This window comes from Neptunomonas sp. ABH4_499 (assembly GCF_056160565.1).
In genome coordinates this window covers 269,839-291,271 of record NZ_JBSWXK010000001.1, presented here as the reverse complement: position 1 = coordinate 291,271, position 21,433 = coordinate 269,839, and the positions used below count along the sequence as shown (strand labels likewise).

The window sequence follows — 21,433 nt, the reverse complement described above, 5'->3', positions numbered from 1 at the left end:
TTCGCCCGTTAGACACTAAGGACAGTCATCATGCAGGTTATCTCGCTGAAAACCTTCACAGGAAACGGCCAAGCCCTTTGGAATGGGTTTGTTGACTCGCATCCTGAATCGACCTTTTTTCACAAAGCAGAATGGGCTGAAGTTTTAGAGCGAGCTTTTGGTCATAAAACACACTTTTTGATGGCCATTAACGAGCAAGAACAAGTGGTTGGCATTTTGCCGTTGGCCGAAGTGAAAAGCTTTCTGTTTGGGCACTCGCTTACCTCGTTGCCAATGTGCGTGTACGGTGGTGTGGTTGCTGACAATGATGAAGCCAAAGCGGCGCTCTTGCAGTACGCCTCAGATTTGGCGGACCACCTTCAAGTGGACGCCATGGAATTACGTCATCAATCGCCAAGCGGACATGATTGGCCGACCAAGCATCTTTACTACACGTTTAAAAAAGCACTCTCTGCGGATCACGATGAAAACATGAAAGCGATTCCGCGTAAGCGTCGTGCCATGATTCGCGGCGGTATCTCGGCAGGGTTACAGAGTGAAGCGGATCAGGGCGTGGATCGTTTTTTTGCAGCCTATGCAGAAAGCGTTAGAAACTTAGGTACACCTGTTTTTTCGAAAAAGTACTTTCGCATTCTTCGAGACGTTTTTGGTGATGATTGTCGAGTCTTGATGATTACGCATGAGGGTAAAGATATCGCCTCCTTAATGTCGTTTTATTTTAAGGAGGAAGTGCTGCCTTACTATGCAGGCAGCTTTGACAGTGCCAAGCACCTTAAAGCCCACGATTTCATGTATTGGGAGCTGATGCGCTTAAGTGTAGATGAAGGCTACAGAAGCTTCGATTTTGGTCGTTCAAAAGAGGGGACTGGTCCTTACTCCTTCAAAAAAGGGTGGGGGTTTGAGCCTATGCCCTTAGCGTACGAATACTACTTGGTTAAATCGCCCGCGATTCCTGAGGTGAACCCTACCAACCCTAAATACAAGCTGTTTATCAATGCTTGGAAACGCTTGCCACTTCCGATTGCGAATTGCGCTGGTCCGTTTCTTTCCAAGAGTCTAGGTTGATGAACAGTGCAGCGTCCTCCGACACCAAGGAGCCACTACTTTTTCTATGCCATCGAATTCCGTTCCCGCCCAATAAAGGGGATAAGATTCGTGCGTTTCATCTTCTGAAGTTTTTATCTCAGTACTTTGATGTGCACCTTGGTACGTTTGTCGACGACCCAGAGGATTGGGCGTATCAAGACGACCTTAAGACGTGGTGTGTAAGTACTCAGTTATTAGAGCTCAACCCTACGCGCGCAAAAATTAAATCATTGAAAGGTTTATTAAGAGGTCAGCCTCTTACTTTGCCGTTTTATGAGTCGAATGATCTACAACGCTGGGTTGATAGCACTGTGAATCGCTTTGGTATTACCAAAGCCGTTGCGTTTTCAGCGGCGATGGCCCAGTTTTTAGAGTCTTGCCCCAGCATGCTTACCACTCGTGTGATCGATATTGTCGATATTGATTCAGATAAGTGGCAGCAATACGCGGATCAAAAAACGTGGCCGATGAACTGGGTATACCGCCGAGAAGCGAAAACCCTATTTGAATACGAGAAGCGAATGGCTGAACAGTTTGATCGGTCCTTTTTCGTGTCTTCAACGGAAGCTCAAGATTTTATCGACAGAGCCCCAACAACGGCTTCTAAGGTGACGTTTTTTAATAACGGGGTCGATCATGAGTATTTTGCACCGGATGCGATGTTCGAAGACCCTTATGACGCATCTAAACCAATACGCTTTGTCTTCACGGGGGCGATGGATTATTGGCCTAACGTTGATGCTGTGGTGTGGTTTGCACAATCCGTGTTGCCCATCATTCAGAAAACCTACCCCGATGCTCAATTTGCAATCGTAGGTGGAAAGCCCACCGATCAAGTGACCGAGCTTTCACGCCTTCCCGGTGTGATGGTGACGGGACGAGTACCCGATGTGCGGCCCTACATACAGCATGCGACTTCGGTAGTGGCTCCCATGCGAATCGCAAGGGGGATACAGAATAAGGTCCTTGAAGGTATGGCAATGGCAAAACCGGTGGTCGTGACTCAAAAGGGGTTAGATGGCATTCCCGCGCTTGATGGGGAGCACGTCTATGTCGCCAACGATGAAACCGCGTTTGCGTCTGCGGTGTGTCAGAGTGTATCAGGGCAAGCACAGAACATTGGCCATTGCGCGCGAAGCTTTGTTCAAGATGAGTTCGATTGGGATCATACCTTGCCAGTGGTGCTCAAAGCGCTCAATAAGGAGGCCGTGCATGTCTGATGCGGTAGTCGGCGTTGACGAATCCAATAACACCTATGTGTTAACACAGCCGCACAAGCAGCGCTGGTGGCTGCACGCATGCTTGGCAATCCTTACGATTGGGATCAGTATTGGCGCGTTCTGGTCGACCTGGGTTGATATGGTCAGTATTTGGCTGCGTTCTGAGACCTTCACTCATGCTTTCTTGATTGCCCCCATTACGCTTTGGCTGATCTATGAAAAGCGCGATGCGCTGTTATCCCGTGTGCCTCGTTTTTCTGGGATAGGCATGGCTTTGGTGTTTTGTGGTGGCGGTGTTTGGCTGCTGGGGACCCTAATGGGCGCGGCGGTTATACAGCAATTAGCCGCGGTCGGCATTGTGATTGCTTTGGTACTTAGTTGTGTTGGTTGGTCGGCAAGCTGGAGTATCGCCTTCCCCTTATTATTTTTGTTCTTTATGGTGCCGATGGGTGAGGATCTTGTCCCACCGATGATGGAGTTTACCGCAGACTTTACCGTTGAGATGGTGCGCTTAACCGGCATTCCCGTCTATCGGGAGGGGCTGTTTTTCATGCTGCCAACGGGGAACTGGTCGGTCGTCGAGGCATGCAGTGGTGTCCGATATCTGATTGCCTCGATCACGCTTGGGGTGCTTTATGCCTATCTAACCTATGAGAAATGGTGGAAGCGCGGCATCTTCATTCTTATCTCGATCGGTGTACCCATCATCGCGAACGGGCTTCGCGCCTATATGATCGTTATGCTGGGACACATGAGTGACATGACCGTCGCCACGGGTGTCGACCACTTGGTTTATGGTTGGCTGTTCTTTGGTGTCGTGGTTTTCATCATGATTCGTATTGGTGCTTTTTTTAAGGATGAGATGGTATCCGATGTGGCATCGAACACGAGCGCTCTTGAGGTAACGTCATCAACGGGTAAAGGAAAATGGACGTTTGCGGCTCTGATCATTGTAGCGGTTACGGTTATTTGGCCGGTAGTGTATACGATTGAGCAAAACCAAGAGTATGTGATCGATCAAACGGCTTTTGATGGTGAACATTGGTCAGAAAAGGAATGGGAGCTCATTCAGTCGCCAGCTTGGCAATGGCCTTGGTCGCCGTTGGCGTTTGAAGCCATTCAGTCGGCTTTGTATTTTGAAAACAAAGAGCAACGTGGCGGCGTTTTTGTCGACTATTATCCCGACCCTGCTAAAGGTGAGTTAATCAATTCGCAAAACCTGTTGGTGGAGCCAGGGGAGCTCAGCAAGCGGGTTGTCTCGGTTTCTAATAAGAACCTCACATTTGATAATGGCGATGAGCTGCCGTATGAACTCGCACGCTTGTACGTCTCCAATACTGAGCTTTGGGTTGCTTCTTGGTATCAAGTGGGCGGTGAACCCATGGTTGGAACCTACAAAACCAAGTTGTGGGAAGGGCTCTCTCGCTTAATCATGGACCGTAAAGACCGTGCCAGAGTCATGTTTGTGATCGAGGTGGATCCCCTACAAGAAGGTAAAGCGCAAGACACGCTGGAGGACTTGATTCGATCCCGCTATCCCGATTTGAACGTCGAGATGAAAAAAAGAGGCGATGCACTGCATGAGCGCTGATTCTCGCCCGCTGGTAATGCACATCATCTACGCGCTGGGCACAGGCGGGATGGAAAATGGCATGATCAATATCATCAATCGAATGCCGAAAGAGCGCTATCGACATGTGATTGTATGCCTGACTGAAAAAACCCCGTTTGCAAAACGGTTGGAGCGCGATGACATCGAAATCATCGAGCTGCATAAACGTCCGGGTAACGATTGGCGAACCTACCTTAAGATCTGGAAGCTGCTCTGGCGTTATCGCCCCGATATCTTGCACACGCGCAACCTTTCAACGGTCGACCTCCAACTACTGGGCTGGTTGAGTCCTAACTGTGCATCGGTGCACGGTGAGCACGGGCGCGATATTTTTGATCTGGATGGCCAAAACCGAAAATACAACCTGCTTCGCAAAGCGATGCGACGTTTTATTAAGCGCTACATCGCTGTATCAAAGGATTTGGAACAGTGGCTGATAACCACCGTGGGTGTTCATCCGAATCGTGTTCATCAGATCTACAATGGCGTTGACCATGCTAGGTTTAATGCCGTATCGCCTGTGCCAGAGGGGATACCTGCTGGCTTTTTAAATGATGAAGTTTGTGTGGTTGGTACCGTTGGGCGTTTGGCGGCGGTGAAAGACCAAGTTACCTTGATTAAGGCCTTTGCCGCATTACGGTCGAGTCGTCCAGAACGTGCTGTCAAGTTAATGCTAGTAGGCGATGGGCCCTTAAGGGCTGAGTTAGAAAACTGCATTAGTGAGCATCAATTACATGGGGATGTTTGGCTGGCGGGGGACCGCTCCGATGTACCTGATTTGATGGCGCAGATGGATCTTTTTGTGTTGCCTTCGTTAGCCGAGGGGATCTCGAATACGATTTTGGAGGCGATGTCATCGGGGTTACCCGTCATTGCGACACAGACCGGCGGAAACCCTGAGTTGGTAAAAGACGGATTCAATGGTCACTTGTTCCCCGTGGGGGATGTGGATGCTTTAGCGAAGACGTTGGAAGATTGGATAGATCATCCAGCAAAGCGAGTGTCGATGGGTGCTGCAGCTCAGCAGTGGGTGCGTCAGAATTTTGATTGGAGTCAAACCGTCAACCACTATATCATGGTGTATGACACGCTGCTAAAGCGAACGTAAGGGATGTCGGTGAATAAGGAAGTGATCACATGTGTGGTGTAGTAGGCCTCTTTGATCTTAACGGATTGGCGGATTTTGATGAAGCGCTGATCCATGCAATGAACGAAACTCAGTTTCATCGCGGGCCTGATGCGGGTGGAATACACCGCGAAGCGGGCGTGGCTTTTGGTCACCGACGTTTAGCGATTATTGATCTATCCAATGGTGCTCAGCCATTGTTTAACGAAGATCACTCTGTTGTCGTCACGTACAATGGCGAAATCTATAATTTTGAGTCCCTGTCAGAAGAGCTCAAGGCATTAGGCCATACGTTCCGTACCCATTGCGATACCGAAGTCATTGTCCACGCTTGGGAAGAGTGGGGCGAGGCTTGCGTTGAACGCTTTCGTGGTATGTTTGTATTCGCCATTTGGGATCGTAATCAACAAACCCTCTTTATTGCCCGAGACCGCCTTGGTATTAAGCCATTATTTTACTCGCTGCTGGATGATGGCACATTGGCGTTTGGCTCTGAGCTCAAATCGCTTAAAGCACTCCCGAATTTGCCGCGTAAATTGGACCCTCGCGCGGTAGAGGACTATTTCACCTTTGGTTATATCCCTGAACCTAAAACAATTTTCCAGCGGGTGTATAAACTACGTCCCGGCCACACACTCACCTTAAAGGTGGGCGACACCTCTTTACCCTTACAAAAAGAGTATTGGGATATTCCGTTTAAGCCTGTGCCGTTTGCCAGCGAACAAGAGATGTACACTCAGCTGAACGGTTGGCTACGTGAAATCGTCGACATTCGCATGGTGGCTGAAGTGCCGCTCGGTGCATTCCTCTCAGGTGGTGTGGATTCCAGTGCGGTTGTGGCCACAATGGCCTCGCTACAAAGTGAGCCTGTGAACACCTGCGCCATCGGTTTTGATGTGGCTCAGTTTGATGAAACCGAATACGCAGACCGAATTGCAAAACAATACTCGACCAATCACTTCAAAGAAGAGGTCGCCAGCGATACCTTCCATTTAGTGGATACCTTGGCGGATCTTTATGATGAGCCTTATGCTGACAGTTCGGCCATTCCTACTTATAAAGTCTGCGAGTTAGCGAAAAAACGGGTAACGGTAGCCTTATCGGGAGATGGTGGGGATGAGAACTTTGCTGGTTACCGTCGCTACCGTTGGCACATGAATGAAGAGCAGCTTCGCTCGCGCTTGCCGTTATCCCTGCGCAAACCACTGTTCGGCGCGTTGGGTAAATGGTATCCCAAAGCCGATTGGGCACCTCGGGTGTTCCGTGCAAAAACCACCTTTCAGAGTTTGGCTCGTAACTCGGTCGAGGCCTACTTACATACCGTATCCTTGTTGAATCAAGAACAACGCGATGCGCTGTTCAGTGACCAGCTTAAAGAGTGGTTAGGTGGCTATAACGCCATTGAAGTGTTTAATGAGTATGTGGATAAGTCGCCCACAGATGATCCACTCTCTTTGATTCAATACTTGGATATGAAAACCTATCTGGTTGGCGATATTTTGACCAAGGTAGACCGTGCGAGCATGGCGCATGCACTGGAGGTTCGCGTTCCGTTACTGGATCATAAATTCATTGAGTGGGTCTCGGGCCTGCCATCGGATGTGAAACTGAAAGGCCAAGAGGGTAAATACGCGCTGAAAAAAGCGTTAGAGCCGACTTTGCCACAAGACGTTTTATATCGCCCGAAAATGGGATTCGGTGTGCCATTGGCTAAATGGTTCCGCGGACCGTTAAAAACCAAAATAGAAGAGAGCCTTTTAGGCGATACGATTCGTCACAGTGGGCTTTTCAATATGAGTTACATTGAGTCAGTGTTGGCACAACATCAAAGTGGTGTGCGTGATCACAGTGTCGTGATCTGGACCTTATTGATGTTTAACGCCTTTTTGAATAACGAGCTTCACGCCGGTCATTCGCTGTCACACTAAGGATGGTTTTGTGAAAATTTTACATATTTTAGATCACTCAATCCCTCTTCACAGCGGATATACGTTTAGAACGCGCTCTATCTTAAAGCAGCAGCGCAGTTTTGGCTGGGAAACCGCCCATCTGACTTCCGGTAAGCAAGGTGAGTGCAGCTCGCCCATCGAAGAGGTCGAGGAGTTTCGGTTTTACCGATCTAAAGTCAATACTCGGTTTTACAGTCAATGGCCTGTCCTTAACCAATGGGCGTTCATCGAAGAGATGGCCGAGCGCTTAGAAGAAGTTGTAAACATTGAAAAACCTGACATCCTGCACGGTCACTCACCCGCGCTGACGGGCATGGCCGCCCTGAAAGTCCGAAAGAAAACCGGTATTCCCGTGGTGTATGAGTGCCGAGGCTTTTGGGAAGATGCCGCCGTAGATCACGGTACCTGTAAAGAAGGTGACCTTCGATACCGAATGACGCGCGCCATGGAAACACATGTGTTTAAAAACGCAGATGCAGTGACCACCATTTGTGAGGGGTTACGCGCAGACATTTCGGCACGTGGCATTCCAGATCAAAAAATCACGGTGATTCCTAATGCTGTGGACATAGAACGCTTCCCGGTCATCACGGAAAAAGAGAGTGCGTTATTGTCGCAGCTTAAGCTCAACGATAATACCGTGCTTGGTTTTATAGGGTCTTTCTATGCCTATGAAGGGCTGGTGTTTTTGGTTAGATCACTCAGTGATTACCTAAAGTCCAACCCCAATGTGGTGTTACTGTTAGTAGGTGGTGGCCCAGAAGATGCCTCGATCAAACAGTTGGTCGCCAATCTAGGCTTAGGTGAACAAGTTATTCTTACTGGCCGTGTACCGCATACGGAAGTCAACCGTTACTACAGCTTGGTCGATATCTTTATTTACCCACGACATCGTATGCGTCTGACCGATTTAGTGACTCCTTTGAAGCCATTGGAAGCGATGGCTCAGGGTAAGCTTGTGATTGCAAGTGATGTAGGGGGGCACAAAGAGCTGATACAGGATGGTTATAACGGTCGTCTGTTTGAAGCGGATTCAAGAGACTCATTAGTCAGTGCGGTAGATACCATGATTCTTGATAAAGCGAACTGGGCTGACCTGCGCCAACACGGCCGGGATTATGTTGAGCAGGTTCGTAACTGGGAAAACAGCGTGTCTAACTATCGATCGGTGTACGAGTCGCTCTTGTCATGATTCGCTTATGTGTGCTGACGACGCTTTATCCCAATTCAGTTAATCGTCGGCACGGTATTTTTGTTCATACACGTCTTAAGCAGTTGATCGCCTCTGGGGAGGTCAGTGCCCGAGTGATTGCACCGGTGCCTTGGTATCCCGTATCGTCCAAGCGTTTTGGTCGTTATGCTGAGTGGGCGAAGGTACCTCGTAAAGAGGTGATTGATGGAATTGAGATCGATCATCCACGCTACTTGGTTATTCCCAAAGTCGGTATGTTGCTCACGCCTTTATTCTTAGCACTGGCTTTTCTTAAGGCGGCTTGGTCACGCCGACGCGAGATCGATGTCTTAGATGCGCACTACTATTACCCCGACGGTGTTGCGGCCGCTCTTGTTAAAAAGTGGCTTAAGAAGCCTTTGGTCATCTCTGCACGTGGAACCGATATCAACGTTATCGCTGGTATGAAAGGGTCTGGAGCCATGGTTCGCTGGGCTTCTCGTATCGCGAAGCGCTCGATAGCGGTTTCGCAGTCACTTGCCGATACAATGCGGCGACGAGGTCTGTGTGATGATCGTATTGCGGTGTTAAGAAATGGCGTTGATAGAGGGGTGTTTAAACCGACCGAAGGGTTTACATGGCCGCACTCAGAGAAGGGATTAAAGCTTTTAAGCGTGGGTAACCTGACTGAACTTAAAGGGCATCGATACATGATCGAAGCCTTAGTTCAGATACCGGAGGCCTCCTTAGTGATCGTTGGACACGGCGAGGAGCAAGCCTCGCTTGAGGCTCTTGCTAAAGAACTGGGTGTCCAGGCACGACTCACCTTTCTACCGCCTGTCCCTCAGGAGGCGCTAGCCGCCATTTATACGGCCGCAGATCTCTTTATTTTAGCTTCATCTCGTGAAGGCTGGCCCAATGTTCTCTTGGAATCCCTAGCCTGTAATACACAAGTGATCAGTACTGATGTTGGCGGGGTTTCGGAGATTCTTTCTGTACCTGAACACGGCGGTCTTATTCCTGAGCGTTCCGCCAATGGAATTACCCAAGCAGTAACGGCGGCCAAGGAGTACGTGGGTATTGATCATCAAGCGTATGTCGAATCCTTTACTTGGGATCATGTAGTACGCGAGCAAGTCCGCCTTTATCAGGAGGTGGTCCGCTCATGAGGGATTTACTGATAACACTCATTGTCGTGGGGGCGATCCCTGCAACCTTGTACAGGCCCTATATCGGTATTTTAGTTTGGTCTTGGATCAGTTATATGAATCCGCACCGACTGGCGTATGGCTTTGCCTACAGCATGCCTTTTGCACAGATGATTGCGGTCGCGTTGGTGTTGGCGTTTCTCTTTAACCGCGATAAACAGAAGATTCCGCTTGATCGATTGACCGTTACGTGGGGGCTGTTTTTGCTTTGGATGTGTCTGACCACGGCGATGGCGATCTATCCTGATTCGGCTATGCCGGCTTTGATTAAAATCATTAAAATCCAAGCCGTTACCGTAATGAGCATCCTGTTTTTAACCAACTACAAGCGTGTAGAGTTTTTAATATGGACCATTGTACTCTCGATCGGGTTCTTCAGTTTTAAAGGTGGGATATTCACTTTGGCCACCGGTGGCGGGTTCCGCGTCTGGGGGCCACCTGGCAGTTTCATTCAAGAGAATAACTCACTGGCATTGGCAACTTTGATGGTGATCCCGCTTATTTATTATTTGTACACCGTACAAAAAAATAAGTGGATTAAGTACGGATTGATGGCGGGGTTTGGCTTAAGTTTAATATCGGCTTTGGGCTCTCAGTCTCGAGGGGCGTTTATCGCCTCGGCTGCAGTACTCGGGTTTTATTGGCTCAAAACCAAGGGCAAGCTGATCAGTGGCCTTGGGATTGTGATGTTCGCTGTGGTGGCATGGAATTTTATGCCGGCCGAATGGCATGAGCGGATGAGTTCGATTCAGGACTATCAAGAAGACCGCTCTGCAATGGGGCGAATCAATGCATGGATTTACAGTATTAACATCGCCAACCATAACATCACAGGCGGCGGTTTTAACTCTTGGGGTGAGCAAACCTATGCTGTGTATAACCCAAGTGCCGAGTTTGTGGCGGTTGCCCATAGTATTTATTTCAGCGTCTTGGCCGATCATGGCTGGATTGGTTTATTGCTTTTTTTACTGTGCTTTTTCTTTTCGTGGCGCAACCTCACCTTTGTCATAAGATACGCCGACAAAGGGGCACCCGAAGAAACACTCGCCAAAATGCTGCAAGTCAGTTACGTCGCCTATTTTACCGGTGGGGCATTTTTAAGTTTGTCTTATTTTGACCTGCCATGGCACTTGATTGCGATTTCCGTCCTGATGAAAAAATTCATGTTAGAGGGACAGTTAACCTATAATCCGCCGAAGCCCCGTTTTCCGTGGATGGAGCAAAGACCTAAACCTGCATCTACCTCGGGTCGAGGGCCATCGGCATGATGAACAGCATCGCACACTTGGCCATTCAGTCTTTACGCGTGTTAGGCCAAGGAAAGTCAGACGCACTTAGGGTGTTAATTTTCCACAACGTCTTTGAGGAAACGGACCCGATCAAACCCTCCGAACCCACGCGTGCCTCGTTTCGACAGCAATTGGTTTGGATTAAACAGCATTACACCCCCATTCGCTTAGATAAAGCCATTCGGCTGCAAAACGAAGGGCGGTTACCGGTAAATGCGATCAGCATTACGTTCGATGACGGTTACAAAAATAACCTGTACGTTGCTGCCGATGAATTAAACCGCGCGGGTATTGAGGCGACCTTTTACATCAGCACCGGTTTTACCGAAGGGGGCATGATGTGGAATGATCAGCTGGCTGAGTTGATCCGATCCAGTGATTTCTTAGATGCTGATCATTTAGGGCTAGGTCGAATCGTCTGTGAGACGCCAAGTGATATGCGTAAGGCCTATCAAACACTGACTCAACATATAAAATACAAAACTCCTGAAGAGCGGACTCAACTGATCGCCCATTGGATGGATGCGGCTAAAACCACCTTGCCGGATCTGATGATGACGGTAGAGGAGTTAAAACAGTTGTCTCAACAAGGGCATGAAATCGGTGCTCATACGATCCACCATCCGATTCTTTATACTCTTGATGAAAGCGCGGCGCGATCTGAGATCCAAACCAGTAAAGTAACCTTAGAAGGTTGGCTTGAAAGAGAAGTGGTAGGTTTTGCCTATCCCAACGGTGGCTTGGGTACAGACTTTACCGAGCGGGATGCCAAGATCGTTAAAGAGCTGGGCTTTTTATATGCCGTATCAACCGATTGGGGTGTTAATCCAGCGGAGGCGGATCGCTTTACATTAAAACGTTTTACCCCTTGGGATCAAACGCAGTGGAAATACCAGCTGCGTTTGCTTAAAGGCTAGATTAAAGGGCTATTCCTTTGGCGCTTCAGGTGTCGCTGCGGCTTCGCTTTCTTTGATGCGGCGCTGCAGTCCTTTTAGGGGAAAGTTCTTTTTGTACACTTGATCAGCATAGCCTTGAGCCGCGTCTATGTCGCCAAGGTCCAGACTGAGCAGGCCTAAGTTATACAGGGTCTGAAGATTGTTTGGATTAAGTGATTTGGCCTTTTCGTATTGTGCTTTGGCCTCATCAAGGTGATCTATCTTGTGCAGGTAGATCCCGTACAGCATATGGGTGACGTCATCTTTTGGGGAAAACTTGAGCGCTCTTTGGAAATAGCACTCAGGTTGTTTGATGCCTAAGTTTTTGTAGGGGCCTTTTAAAAATCGGTACTTAATGACCGTATTCAGAGCTCTGTGATGATTCGGCCACGCTTTTAAGGTGTAGTGTATATCACCTAACAAATTGTATTTTTGCTTAGCACCGCTGGTTAGGGTTTCCACTTTGTTATTAAAGTGGGCAGATTCAACCAAAAAAAGCTCGTGCTCATGAAGGTACGCTTGCGTGTAATCGTAGGGCCCAAACGATGCTTTGACACCTGTGCAGGGCTTTCCGGAAATATCATAGCCGGTCCACGGAGCTTCGGCCGCATGAGCGGCTTGCGTCAACGTTAAAGTGCCGAGTGCAATCAGTGAAACAGTAGCTGCGGGGCGAAAGTGCCTCGTCCAATCCATAACGAGCCTCGTGTACATCCTGTAATGTGCCAAAAAGAGAAGCAAATAAGCTAAACCAAAGAGGATTACATGATAGCGGAAAAACTGGCTTGGTTTCTATACAAACTGTTTTGTAAATGCGTGGGTTCCGCGACACCTAAGTATCGATTTGCAGACGTGAACGAACGCTCTGTCTGGATCTACTGTGCCACCATCGGTGAGCTCAATGCGTGCCTACAATTTATACAATTCTGGGCACAGGATCATGAAGTGATCTTGATTACGGAAAAACGCTTTTATGTGGACGCTTTTCAAGCCGCTGCACCCTTTGCTAAAACCCTAGTGGCATCCGATTTAGCACAGCAACCCCATTTGCCTTTACCGAGTCGGTTTATCCTATGTGAAATACCGATGGAGATGTTTGATGCGCCTTTTCATCTTGAATACGGCCTCTTAAGGGTGCTTAAGCAGCATAAAGTCCCCGTGTATGCAGTCAATGGCTGGCTTTATCAGGAAGCTTTGTCGTGTCGAGAGCATCAAATCGCCTATGCCTTGTTGGCGCGTTTTTATCGGGCGGCGTTTGATGGCTACTTTGTTCAAAGCGAGCGTATGAAGGCGCTGCTCATCCAAAAAGGGGTAGATGAGGGCAAGATTGAAACCTGTCCATCGTTTAAGTTGGATAAGAGTGAATGGGTTGTTGAAGAGACGCACAACGTAGCCTCCATTTTGCGCAATGGCGATAAGCTCCTCTGGGTGGGTGCCAGTCTCTCTTCGGATAAAGAAATTAAGCTGTGCCTTGCTGCGTTTAGTCAGTTTTGGCAAACAACGCATCGCCTAGTCCTAGTGCATCGTCACCCTGAAAAAGAACAGAGTTTGAATCAACTAACATCAGCGGTGCAGCAATCAGGCCTTGAGTGTGATCGCTTTAGCAATGGGCTAACAGGCGCCGAAGTCATTATCTTGGATACGTTTGGGGATTTAAGAAGCCTTTATCAGCATGCTGATCTGGTGTTTATCGGGAAAAATCACAATCCAATAGAGCCGATTACGCTTGCGAAAGGCCCTGTGATGACGATCGATGGCTGGGATGAGCGTTATTCAACCTACGAGCTTTATAACGCATGCAAAGAGCTCGGAGCGCTTCATTCAGTAATCGATGCCGCTTCTTGCCAAGAGGCCTCGCAAAAACCGCTGGCAGAGACGGCTGAACTGTGCCGAGGAAATACTGCTCAAACGGTGTTCGAGCGGATACTTACTTGGGGCTAAGCGCTGTATCGTTGGAACAGGTACTCCAGCGTGATGGCTCGCTGAATCAACATGGGGTCTTGGATTCTATCCACCTTGATGTAGTGTTTCATAAAATCCAGTGATTCAATCGGGCAATGCGGCTGTGTTAAAGCGCTTTCTAATGCATGCCCATCACTCTTGTTCCATCCTTTTAACGTCTGACTAAAACGGCGCAATAGGCTGGGTTTGTGAACGCTGATGGCGTATTTGAGCTGGTAACTAAGGGGCTTACTTTGATCAAACGTAAACCCGTAGTCGCTTGGGTAACTGGCTAAGGTTGGATTGATGGATTGAATTAACCCAGCCTGAAAACGCCCTTGGTCTTTGTAGCTTAGCGGGATTTGCTCGGTGCCCTCTGATAAGGCCTCGTGCATAAAAGGGAAAAAGCAGGTACCAAAGTTCGCGTTTATATGGATGTCACGACCGGCCCAAAAACGTCCCCTAAAGTGCTGATACAGCTCTTCATAGCTGGCTCTTTGGCCCTCTTGGGTCAAGTGAAGGTTGTCGCGCATTAATTGAGTCATGTGGTTTTGATAAGACTCGTAGTTAAAGCCGGTCAGTTCGCGAAAGTTGCACTGGGCATAAAAGGTATCACACAGCTGAGCTAACGAGGTTCGATAGCTCGGTGCGTAATAAAAATTGCGATAGATCTCACCCAGAGAGCCATTCATAGATGCTTGTTGACCTGCGTTTCGTCTAAGTCGATCTACCCGGTCAACGCCACCATCAAAAAGCCCATGCTCTACTTTCCAACCATCAAAGCTGTAGAAGGTGTTCAGTGTCTCGTCACCATCCACTATCTGGTCGGATGTCGGGTGTTGAGATTTATCCACAACGGTCAGATCTAGCTTTTCCTTTTGAGTGATCAATCGTGCGATTTGGACATCACTGTCTGTATCTTTGCCATACACAAAGAGCTTTGGACGAACCCCAAGCACTTGTGTGCAGGCTAAAAGGAGGCGCGAGTCGTAGCCTCCCGAGAAGGAGAGGTGCGTCTGCTCATTGATAGCAAGCTCATTAAAGTAATTGAGCAGTCGCTCTTTGTGATGCCCGATATGCTGATCAAATCCGCTAAGCTCCGGTTGACTATTGGGTTGAGCCTCAAACGGGATTAAGCGTGCATACTGGCGGCACACATGAACGTCGTGATGATGAGCTACGCGCTTAATTTCATTGAAAAACGTAGTTTGGCCAAACAGTGAGCCGTTGATCAAATACTCATAGACCGCATGATGATATTGGGTCAAACGCCCTCCAATCATGTCGGCAATGGCCAAAAAACTGTTGCTGACCAGCGTGTGATTGAAGGAGGTATAAAGAGCATGAGTGCCCATCTCATCTTGATGGATCACAACCCCATCAGGGGAGATCAATAGGATATGGGAGCACAGGTTTCTAAGACGCTTCAATACTTTAGGGGCTTGCCCCAGAGTCTGCCAATTTACATCGGATAATACCGCGTCTTTCCCTTGCCAGTTGATCAATACCACCTTGGATACGCTTTGAGCTGTATCGGGTGCCAGTTGAATCACCTTGGGCGGGTTACCATGAAAATCGGTATATAAACGCAATTCCCAGCCAGGTATGGTCTCAATGGCGTGGCGTTTCGCCCCCGTGGCACAAAAGTAGCGTTCAAAAACAGTACAGCGTTGGGCGAGGGATGCCTGGCAGAGCAAAAATGTGCTCATCCAAGGTATCCTTTTACCCGTTTTAGAAGCTGGCCGGTCTTAGAGAACAGGTTGATGTGCACCATCTCGCGGGTGATATCGGTCCAGCGATAGTGCCAATCCATCATTTTTCCGTAAAACTCGACACGTTTAAGATCGGTCTGGTCAAAAATGTACTCAAACTGCTGCTTGCGTAAGATGGAAGCTGGCGAAAAGCGTTGGAAGGCCTCGTTATAGGTCGTCTTTAGAATGATCAGTTCTTCATCGTTTAGGATACAAAGCTCCGAGACGATCAGCTCGTCATTGGCCCATAACTCAAACACTATGGCTTGCTCGCGATTGGCATAATCGCTTAGCAAGTCGATGTAAAACTGGCCTTGATCGTTATCGGGCGCGACGGCGGTGGCGCCATCGGCTTTCCAGCTTTGTGCCTCCAATGTTGCGTAGCGGGTGACCGCCTCCGGCATCTGATCGGCGTCGGTGATGCGTTTTACCGCGACCTCATAGCCCTCTTTAGCCATGCGGTTGGCCGACTTATTGGTGTTTTGACGCAGGTTTTTGCCTCGGCTAGCCCAGTACTCTTCAAACGAACCGATACAAGGCACGTGGCCAATCGTGATGTAAGGCAGTGTCTCGCTTGATTCTATGCCATTGATAACACTGACATTGGGGTCTTGCTGAGTAATGGAAAAACCAAGTGGCCAAGCGGATAGCTTTGGCATCAGGGCTGTGATCAAGGCTTTGGTGGAGACCTCGGGTGCTTGTAACCAGCAGCCAATCGGTGCTTGAGAGGGCTGGTAAGTACGGCCGATCCCCCAGCCTGTAATTGACACGAGTGTGATGGCGATGATCTGTTGTGTAGATCGATCCCGAGCCATCATGCACCGAACGTTCTCATGATCAAAATAGCGGATCGAAATGAGAAAAAAATCGATGGATAGAATCGGTGATGTGGATCTATTAAGCCGCTCCCAATCCGTTCTGTAATCCGACAGACGGCGAAGGGGTATCTCATCCCAGAGAACTTCTGACATATCGCTCTTCCTTGCTTGATAGGGGCATTTTATTTAATATCGTGCTTCATTTCTACTCCGATCCAACTGACAGGGAAGCAGTATGGAGTCTCTGAAGTCCTCTTTGATCTACTCGTTCGCACAAAAGTACGGCGAGATACTGGTTGCCTTTGTTTCCACCCTGATTTTGGCTCGTTTGTTGACTCCAGAAGAGGTGGGCGTTTATTCCTTAATTGCCACCTTGGTGGCGATCTCACATATGGTCCGTGACTTCGGGATCTCGAATTATATCGTTCAAGAGCAAAAGCTGACCGATGAGAAGATCATGACCTCGTTTTTGGTCACTTTGTGTATCTCCTACAGCATTGGATTACTTTTTTTTATCTTTAAAGGGCCGATTGCCCATTTTTTTGGCCATGACGGTTTAGCGGATGTACTCAGTATTGTATGCGTCGGCTTCTTTTTAATCCCGTTTGGATCGGTCTCTTTGAACTTACTGCGTAAAGATATGCAGTTCAAAAAGCTCTTTTGGGTCAACCTGTCTTCGGTGGTGTTTAACTCTGTATGTTCCATCGTACTGGCCTATCAAGGGTGGGGTTCCCTGAGTTTGGCTATTGGCGGGGTGGTTGGGATCTTAACCACGGTGATCATGAGTTCTTGGTTTCGTCGCAAAGTTAGGCTGGTTTGGCCAAGAGGGTCAGTATTTCGATACGTGTTAGGTTTTGGAATGAAGTCCTCTTATGTCTCTTTTTTGAACATGTTCATTATGCAGTTTCCCGAGATGATCATTGGTAAGATCAGCTCAATGGAGATGGTGGGGCTTTATAGCCGGGCGAATGGTTTGTCGAAACTCTTCAATATGGGCGTGCTTCAAGGCTTGTATCCCGTCTTATTACCGCATTTGGTTCGTAAACTCAGTGATGGGCACGACATTCGACAGGACTACCTCCGAGTGGTTGAAGTGGTAGCCTGTCTTGCTTTTCCATTTTATATCTTTCTCTTTATTTACTCTGAGACCATCATCCACATTTTGTACGGTGATCAATGGATCAAAGCGGCAGAGCTGGTCAGTTATATCGCCATCTCGGCGGGTGTGTTGACGGTGAGCAGCTTGAATGTCCAAGTGCTACTGGCTATGGGTAAGATCGATACGAACGTCAAAATGCAGACCGTTATTCAGATCATTACCTTAGGCTTGTTAATTGGGGCGGCGTTTTGGAGTGTAGAGGCAGTGCTAATAGCGCTGGTGATTGGGTCATTTGTGAATTTCTTTATCAGCTTTGGCGTTGTGGCTAAGCACTTGGAGTATCGAATATCTCAGCTATTTACCTGTTTTAGTGGTGCATTACTGGTGGCGATTCTATTGCTTGCTGAATGTTGGGGCGTGTCACTATTGGCTTGGGAACAAGACCCAAGCCTGATCCAATTCATCGGCTTAGGCGTGCTGTATTGTTCCCTTTGGTTTGCTGGTGCGGTGCTGATCTCCAAGAACGTTAAAGAGATGCTGGTCTCTTTTATGCCAAAGCGCTTTAGGGATAAATTAGGCGCGTAGAGCTAAAACGGCATTTCTAAGGCGGTCTTGAGCTTCTTTTAAGGTCTGGTCGTGACTGAGGTTTGGTGTTGCAGTGCGCTTTAACTTCTCCAGTTGTGCGGCAACCTGTTCTACTTCAGCAACGCTGCTGCGAACCTTAGGGGCTGGTGTGTATCGGCCTTTAAACAGATCTTTAATCAAAGCCTGTCGTTTAATGCTGTTTTTAAGTGCATTAAGCCCTGTATCGTTTGGGCAACCTGCAAAGGTTGGGTTAATCGAGTTAAAACGGATTTCAAGGTTAAGTGAGCCGCCCCAATCACTCCATTTACGCTGATCGATGTGTGGGTGGGCAACAACGGGCACCCAAGGTACTCGGTAGGCGTCGGAAATAATGGCGCCGTGCATCGCTTCTGTCAGAACAAACTCGCATTGAGTGACCGCCGCTACGAACTGCTCGAATGGCCATCGCGGATCAATAAACGTGACTCCGGCAAGCTCGCAAACACGCTCCCATTGACCTTCTATCGCACTGTCCACGTGCGGTATGTAGGCAATCTTACCCTTGATGGGTTGAAATGGTGTCGGTTTCACTTCTGGGAGTAGATAGGCGCCATCCAGCATAACCGTATTGCTGGGCAAGTCGAATGCCTTTGCAGTGACTGGGCCTCGTACGGCGATAAACTCCCAACGGCTGTCTAAAGCTGGCTTTTTACCATAGCCGTAACCGGAGGATACCACGGTGTAACGCTGAGCCTTCGGGATGCGGTGGTTCAGCAGAGTGCCCACTCCGATCATTAAGTGCTCTTCATTTTGGTCCAGCACCTCGGGGATTAAAGCATGCCAAAGCCATTCGTTAATATCATCACCGACATTACCTTGGCTCGATTTAAAATAATACGGCTTCATGAAACCCACTTCTTGATATGACTGAGTACCAGATACGCGATGATTTTAGCCGTTACTTGCTTTTGCATCGCTCGCCAAAAAGCGTGACTGGCTTTGACGTAATCGGCTTGCTTAAACGCGGCTGCGCCGTACTCGATGTGTCTGCGATAAGCGCGCTTATCGAGTAGCTTGCGATCAAGGCTGTGGCCAAAGCGATTGGTGTAGCCATACTTTAAAATGGCGGATTCGACCACGGCGCTGGCGTAGTCTTTATCCTTGATCGATGAGGTCAACGAGCTATGAGCAATCCGATACAAGGTCAGTGGTTTGTCAATGCGACAAAATAAGCCCACTTGGGTTAAACGAATGATCAGATCCCAATCTTCCGCAACCGGCATTGATGTATCGTACAGGCCCGTTAAGGTTAAGGCCTCTCTTCGAATCACGGTTGCGCTGGTTAACGCGTGATTGGTCAGTAGCTGCTTGTGATAGATGTCATCGCAATCGATGGTGGTTTTTGTGTGCTTTTGCTCAATCGCTTGGGTGGCTTCTAAAGCACTCTCTTTGGTGGCTTCCCAGAAGTGAAAATAGGTGTAGTAGCCAACCGCTTCAGGATGTTGCTGAATCGCTTTGGCCACTAACTCAAGCTTATCGTCCAGCCAAATATCATCCGAATCTAAAAAGGCGATAAAAGGCGCGCTTGATGCCAAAATACCGGTATTACGTGCGGAGGATACACCGCCGTTCTCCTGGCGAATCAGCGTCACCTTTGGATGCGAAGTCACCGCTGCCGGTAAGGGCTTTGTTGATCCATCATCAACAATGATGATCTCATTCGCAGGGAAGGTCTGTGCTAGTACGCTTTCCAGTGTGTCGATCAGTGTTTCATCGGCGTTGTAGGCCGGAATCACCACACTGAAAGCGATCTCATTTTGATCCATTGTGTGCATCCAGCCAAAGCTCTAACGTCATCATTAACCAGATCATTTCCCCATAGTAGGCCGAATGACCAAACTTGTGCTCGTGAATGATGTGATCAATATAGCTTGCCTGAACAATATGGCGCTTTTTAAGTCGGCTGAGCGCATCGTAAGCCATCTGGGTCAGTGGCGCATAGTCTTTAAGCCAGACGCCAAAGGGTAAGCCAAAGCCATGTTTGCTCTTGTTGATGGTGGCGTCGGGCAACCAGCCGGTTAGAGCTTCTTTATAGAAGTGGCGTAAATTCTGCCCTTTGAGTTTGAGCTGGTCTGGTACCTGAGTCGAGAGCTCGACCAAGTCATCATCCAGCATCGGGTATCGTACGTGAACATCGTTGATGTGGCTCATATTATTCACTTTCACCAAATCGTTATCGGCGAGCGTGATTTGCCAATCTAGGTACATCATACGATCAAGTTCGGAGCCATGCTCAGGACGATGATAGATATGATCTAATCGAAGATGGGCGGCGCTTGGATCAACCTGACGTAAAAAGTCCGCTTCAAAGATGTTTTGCAGTGGCTCCCGTTCAAGGAAGTTATATGTCTGCAGTCGGCGAGGTAAAGGCACCGCTGCTTGACGAATGTAGCTTTGTACCTTGCGCAAAATCGCGGTTGGCATACGGGCTTCGCTGAACGGTTCTAAAACAGATTGGCGCAATGCTTTGGGGAGGTTCTCGTAGTGACTAAACACTTTTTGCTTTGCATAGCGCTCATTGCCAGCGAACAGCTCATCACCTCCGTCACCCGCGAGCAGCGTATCCATGCCCCAGGACTTAGCCATGCGCGTGCAAAAATAAGCAGGCAGCGCGGATGAGTTACCAAAAGGCTCATCAAAAAAGGGAATGATCTCCGGTAGGGCTTTTACGATGTCCTCTGGGGTTACGTAATACTCATGCAGCTTTAAACCAAAATGCTCGGCGGTGATACGGGCGTATTCGATCTCATCGTAGCCTTCGGCATCAAAACCAATCGAGAACACATCGCTACCAGGCTGAATTTCAGCCAGCATGCCCGCCACTGTTGAACTATCCAAACCGCCACTTAAAAAGGCACCGGTTTTGCCCAGAATGCGCTGTTTTACCGATGCTTTTAAGGCGCGTTTTAGCTCATTAGCGAGATCGCTTTGGGTAGAAGGCCGCTGTGCTTTTTGAAAGTCGGGCACCCAGTAGGGGCGTGAAGTAACTGAGCCCGTATTCCCCTGATACGTCAGTTGTGTGGCCGCAGGGAGCTTTTTAACATCTTCAAACAGCGTTTGCTCAGCGGGGATCATATGGAAATAAAAATAATCAAAGATCCCTTGTGGCGCGAAAGGTGCGACCGATAATGCCTCGGGTAATTGGGTTGCGATGTTCATTTGTCGATAATCCGCATGGTAATAGACCGGGATTGTCGAAAACTTATCGTTATACAGGTGTACTTCGCACAGAAGCTTATCGACCACAATGACGAAAAACTCGCCGCGCAGTTGTTTAAGGTCGAGTTTTCCCGCCTCAATGGAGGGGATCTGTTCGCTTAAGGGGGCCGAGTCGATGTAAGGATCCCCACACCAAAGGTAATGGGTTTGCGTGGTTTCAACTTGATGAGGCACATGGTGGGGCGTGACGACTAATGGGCGAATTTCGCCTTCGCCATGGGGGAGTTCACCCGGCGTAATGGTCAGATAAAGATCGAACGTAGGGTTGAGGCCCATAAATGTGTTCGATGATGTACCCTGTGTCGAGTCAGTCATGCTTCAATCCTTAGAAACTCAATCAGCTGTATCCTTACAGGGGCTTATTGTATAAACCTTTGCCGGAAGTGTC

Annotated in this window: 17 protein-coding genes; 11 read left to right on the top strand and 6 right to left on the bottom strand. The window is 48.6% G+C overall.

All coding sequences use genetic code 11. The annotated features are described in order from the left end of the window. The first annotated feature begins 30 nt into the window (after nt 1-30). From ACXAF9_RS01335 to ACXAF9_RS01295, 9 genes are read left to right on the top strand one after another with little or no spacing between them, the layout of a single operon-like run. Nucleotides 31-1,065 carry a FemAB family XrtA/PEP-CTERM system-associated protein gene (locus ACXAF9_RS01335; RefSeq protein WP_475069433.1) on the top strand — a complete coding sequence of 345 codons (1,035 nt, stop codon included), beginning with the start codon at nt 31-33 and terminating at the stop codon, nt 1,063-1,065. Further along, nucleotides 1,065-2,306: a TIGR03087 family PEP-CTERM/XrtA system glycosyltransferase gene (locus ACXAF9_RS01330; RefSeq protein WP_475069432.1), complete on the top strand. Its 1,242-nt coding sequence runs from the start codon at nt 1,065-1,067 to the stop codon at nt 2,304-2,306. The genes ACXAF9_RS01335 and ACXAF9_RS01330 overlap by 1 nt, the downstream gene beginning before the upstream one ends. After that, nucleotides 2,299-3,897: an exosortase A gene (xrtA, locus tag ACXAF9_RS01325; RefSeq protein ID WP_475069431.1), complete on the top strand. Its 1,599-nt coding sequence runs from the start codon at nt 2,299-2,301 to the stop codon at nt 3,895-3,897. The genes ACXAF9_RS01330 and xrtA overlap by 8 nt, the downstream gene beginning before the upstream one ends. Continuing rightward, complete coding sequence (locus tag ACXAF9_RS01320; RefSeq protein ID WP_475069430.1) at nt 3,887-5,026, top strand: TIGR03088 family PEP-CTERM/XrtA system glycosyltransferase; 1,140 nt, start codon at nt 3,887-3,889, stop codon at nt 5,024-5,026. Before xrtA ends, ACXAF9_RS01320 begins: the two co-directional genes overlap by 11 nt. Before the next feature lie 29 nt (nt 5,027-5,055). After that, nucleotides 5,056-6,972: an XrtA/PEP-CTERM system amidotransferase gene (locus tag ACXAF9_RS01315; protein ID WP_475069429.1), complete on the top strand. Its 1,917-nt coding sequence runs from the start codon at nt 5,056-5,058 to the stop codon at nt 6,970-6,972. Between the two features lie 10 nt (nt 6,973-6,982). Then, complete coding sequence (locus ACXAF9_RS01310) at nt 6,983-8,185, top strand: TIGR04063 family PEP-CTERM/XrtA system glycosyltransferase (RefSeq protein ID WP_475069428.1); 1,203 nt, start codon at nt 6,983-6,985, stop codon at nt 8,183-8,185. Continuing rightward, a complete protein-coding gene (locus ACXAF9_RS01305; RefSeq protein ID WP_475069427.1) occupies nt 8,182-9,333 on the top strand; it encodes a glycosyltransferase in 1,152 nt (383 codons plus the stop codon). Before ACXAF9_RS01310 ends, ACXAF9_RS01305 begins: the two co-directional genes overlap by 4 nt. Beyond that, nucleotides 9,330-10,640, top strand: a complete 1,311-nt coding sequence (locus ACXAF9_RS01300) for a putative O-glycosylation ligase, exosortase A system-associated (RefSeq protein ID WP_475069426.1) — start codon at nt 9,330-9,332, stop codon at nt 10,638-10,640. The genes ACXAF9_RS01305 and ACXAF9_RS01300 overlap by 4 nt, the downstream gene beginning before the upstream one ends. Then, complete coding sequence (locus ACXAF9_RS01295) at nt 10,637-11,578, top strand: polysaccharide deacetylase family protein (RefSeq protein WP_475069425.1); 942 nt, start codon at nt 10,637-10,639, stop codon at nt 11,576-11,578. The genes ACXAF9_RS01300 and ACXAF9_RS01295 overlap by 4 nt, the downstream gene beginning before the upstream one ends. A 9-nt stretch (nt 11,579-11,587) precedes the next feature. Here ACXAF9_RS01295 and ACXAF9_RS01290 read toward each other — a convergent pair whose 3' ends face one another. Then, nucleotides 11,588-12,289 carry a tetratricopeptide repeat protein gene (locus ACXAF9_RS01290; RefSeq protein ID WP_475069424.1) on the bottom strand — a complete coding sequence of 234 codons (702 nt, stop codon included), beginning with the start codon at nt 12,287-12,289 and terminating at the stop codon, nt 11,588-11,590. 69 nt (nt 12,290-12,358) lie between these two features. Between ACXAF9_RS01290 and ACXAF9_RS01285 the strand changes: the two genes are divergently transcribed. Further along, entirely contained in the window at nt 12,359-13,534 is a 1,176-nt protein-coding gene (locus tag ACXAF9_RS01285; protein WP_475069423.1) for a 3-deoxy-D-manno-octulosonic acid transferase, read from the top strand. On the opposite strand, the gene ACXAF9_RS01280 is transcribed toward ACXAF9_RS01285, so the two are convergent. Both ACXAF9_RS01280 and ACXAF9_RS01275 read right to left on the bottom strand, forming a co-directional pair. Next, on the bottom strand, nt 13,531-15,243 hold the full coding sequence (locus ACXAF9_RS01280) for a hypothetical protein (protein ID WP_475069422.1): 1,713 nt from the start codon (nt 15,241-15,243) through the stop codon (nt 13,531-13,533). The genes ACXAF9_RS01285 and ACXAF9_RS01280 overlap by 4 nt on opposite strands. Continuing rightward, the gene (locus ACXAF9_RS01275; RefSeq protein WP_475069421.1) at nt 15,240-16,256 is read right to left on the bottom strand and encodes a GNAT family N-acetyltransferase; all 1,017 of its coding nucleotides are present in this window, start codon (nt 16,254-16,256) and stop codon (nt 15,240-15,242) included. Before ACXAF9_RS01275 ends, ACXAF9_RS01280 begins: the two co-directional genes overlap by 4 nt. An 82-nt stretch (nt 16,257-16,338) precedes the next feature. Here ACXAF9_RS01275 and ACXAF9_RS01270 point away from each other — a divergent pair, with 82 nt between their 5' ends. Next, nucleotides 16,339-17,787 (top strand): lipopolysaccharide biosynthesis protein, encoded by a 1,449-nt coding sequence (locus ACXAF9_RS01270; RefSeq protein WP_475069420.1) that lies wholly within the window; start codon nt 16,339-16,341, stop codon nt 17,785-17,787. Here the strand turns inward: ACXAF9_RS01270 and ACXAF9_RS01265 are convergent. From ACXAF9_RS01265 to ACXAF9_RS01255, 3 genes are read right to left on the bottom strand one after another with little or no spacing between them, the layout of a single operon-like run. Next, on the bottom strand, nt 17,776-18,672 hold the full coding sequence (locus ACXAF9_RS01265; protein ID WP_475069419.1) for a polysaccharide pyruvyl transferase family protein: 897 nt from the start codon (nt 18,670-18,672) through the stop codon (nt 17,776-17,778). The genes ACXAF9_RS01270 and ACXAF9_RS01265 overlap by 12 nt on opposite strands. Next, a complete protein-coding gene (locus ACXAF9_RS01260; RefSeq protein ID WP_475069418.1) occupies nt 18,669-19,592 on the bottom strand; it encodes a glycosyltransferase family 2 protein in 924 nt (307 codons plus the stop codon). Before ACXAF9_RS01260 ends, ACXAF9_RS01265 begins: the two co-directional genes overlap by 4 nt. Next, nucleotides 19,579-21,360, bottom strand: a complete 1,782-nt coding sequence (locus ACXAF9_RS01255) for an asparagine synthetase B family protein (protein WP_475069417.1) — start codon at nt 21,358-21,360, stop codon at nt 19,579-19,581. The genes ACXAF9_RS01260 and ACXAF9_RS01255 overlap by 14 nt, the downstream gene beginning before the upstream one ends. Between the last annotated feature and the right edge of the window lie 73 nt (nt 21,361-21,433).

Bases quoted from the DNA above. Each gene is read 5' to 3' on its own strand.
- ACXAF9_RS01260 (WP_475069418.1), bottom strand. From the start codon at position 19,592: ATGGATCAAAATGAGATCGCTTTCAGTGTGGTGATTCCGGCCTACAAC.
- ACXAF9_RS01305 (WP_475069427.1), top strand. From the start codon at position 8,182: ATGATTCGCTTATGTGTGCTGACGACGCTTTATCCCAATTCAGTTAAT.
- ACXAF9_RS01270 (WP_475069420.1), top strand. From the start codon at position 16,339: ATGGAGTCTCTGAAGTCCTCTTTGATCTACTCGTTCGCACAAAAGTAC.
- ACXAF9_RS01280 (WP_475069422.1), bottom strand. From the start codon at position 15,243: ATGAGCACATTTTTGCTCTGCCAGGCATCCCTCGCCCAACGCTGTACT.
- ACXAF9_RS01265 (WP_475069419.1), bottom strand. From the start codon at position 18,672: ATGAAGCCGTATTATTTTAAATCGAGCCAAGGTAATGTCGGTGATGAT.
- ACXAF9_RS01315 (WP_475069429.1), top strand. From the start codon at position 5,056: ATGTGTGGTGTAGTAGGCCTCTTTGATCTTAACGGATTGGCGGATTTT.
- ACXAF9_RS01290 (WP_475069424.1), bottom strand. From the start codon at position 12,289: ATGGATTGGACGAGGCACTTTCGCCCCGCAGCTACTGTTTCACTGATT.
- ACXAF9_RS01320 (WP_475069430.1), top strand. From the start codon at position 3,887: ATGAGCGCTGATTCTCGCCCGCTGGTAATGCACATCATCTACGCGCTG.
- xrtA (WP_475069431.1), top strand. From the start codon at position 2,299: ATGTCTGATGCGGTAGTCGGCGTTGACGAATCCAATAACACCTATGTG.
- ACXAF9_RS01330 (WP_475069432.1), top strand. From the start codon at position 1,065: ATGAACAGTGCAGCGTCCTCCGACACCAAGGAGCCACTACTTTTTCTA.
- ACXAF9_RS01275 (WP_475069421.1), bottom strand. From the start codon at position 16,256: ATGTCAGAAGTTCTCTGGGATGAGATACCCCTTCGCCGTCTGTCGGAT.
- ACXAF9_RS01285 (WP_475069423.1), top strand. From the start codon at position 12,359: ATGATAGCGGAAAAACTGGCTTGGTTTCTATACAAACTGTTTTGTAAA.
- ACXAF9_RS01295 (WP_475069425.1), top strand. From the start codon at position 10,637: ATGATGAACAGCATCGCACACTTGGCCATTCAGTCTTTACGCGTGTTA.
- ACXAF9_RS01335 (WP_475069433.1), top strand. From the start codon at position 31: ATGCAGGTTATCTCGCTGAAAACCTTCACAGGAAACGGCCAAGCCCTT.
- ACXAF9_RS01255 (WP_475069417.1), bottom strand. From the start codon at position 21,360: ATGACTGACTCGACACAGGGTACATCATCGAACACATTTATGGGCCTC.
- ACXAF9_RS01300 (WP_475069426.1), top strand. From the start codon at position 9,330: ATGAGGGATTTACTGATAACACTCATTGTCGTGGGGGCGATCCCTGCA.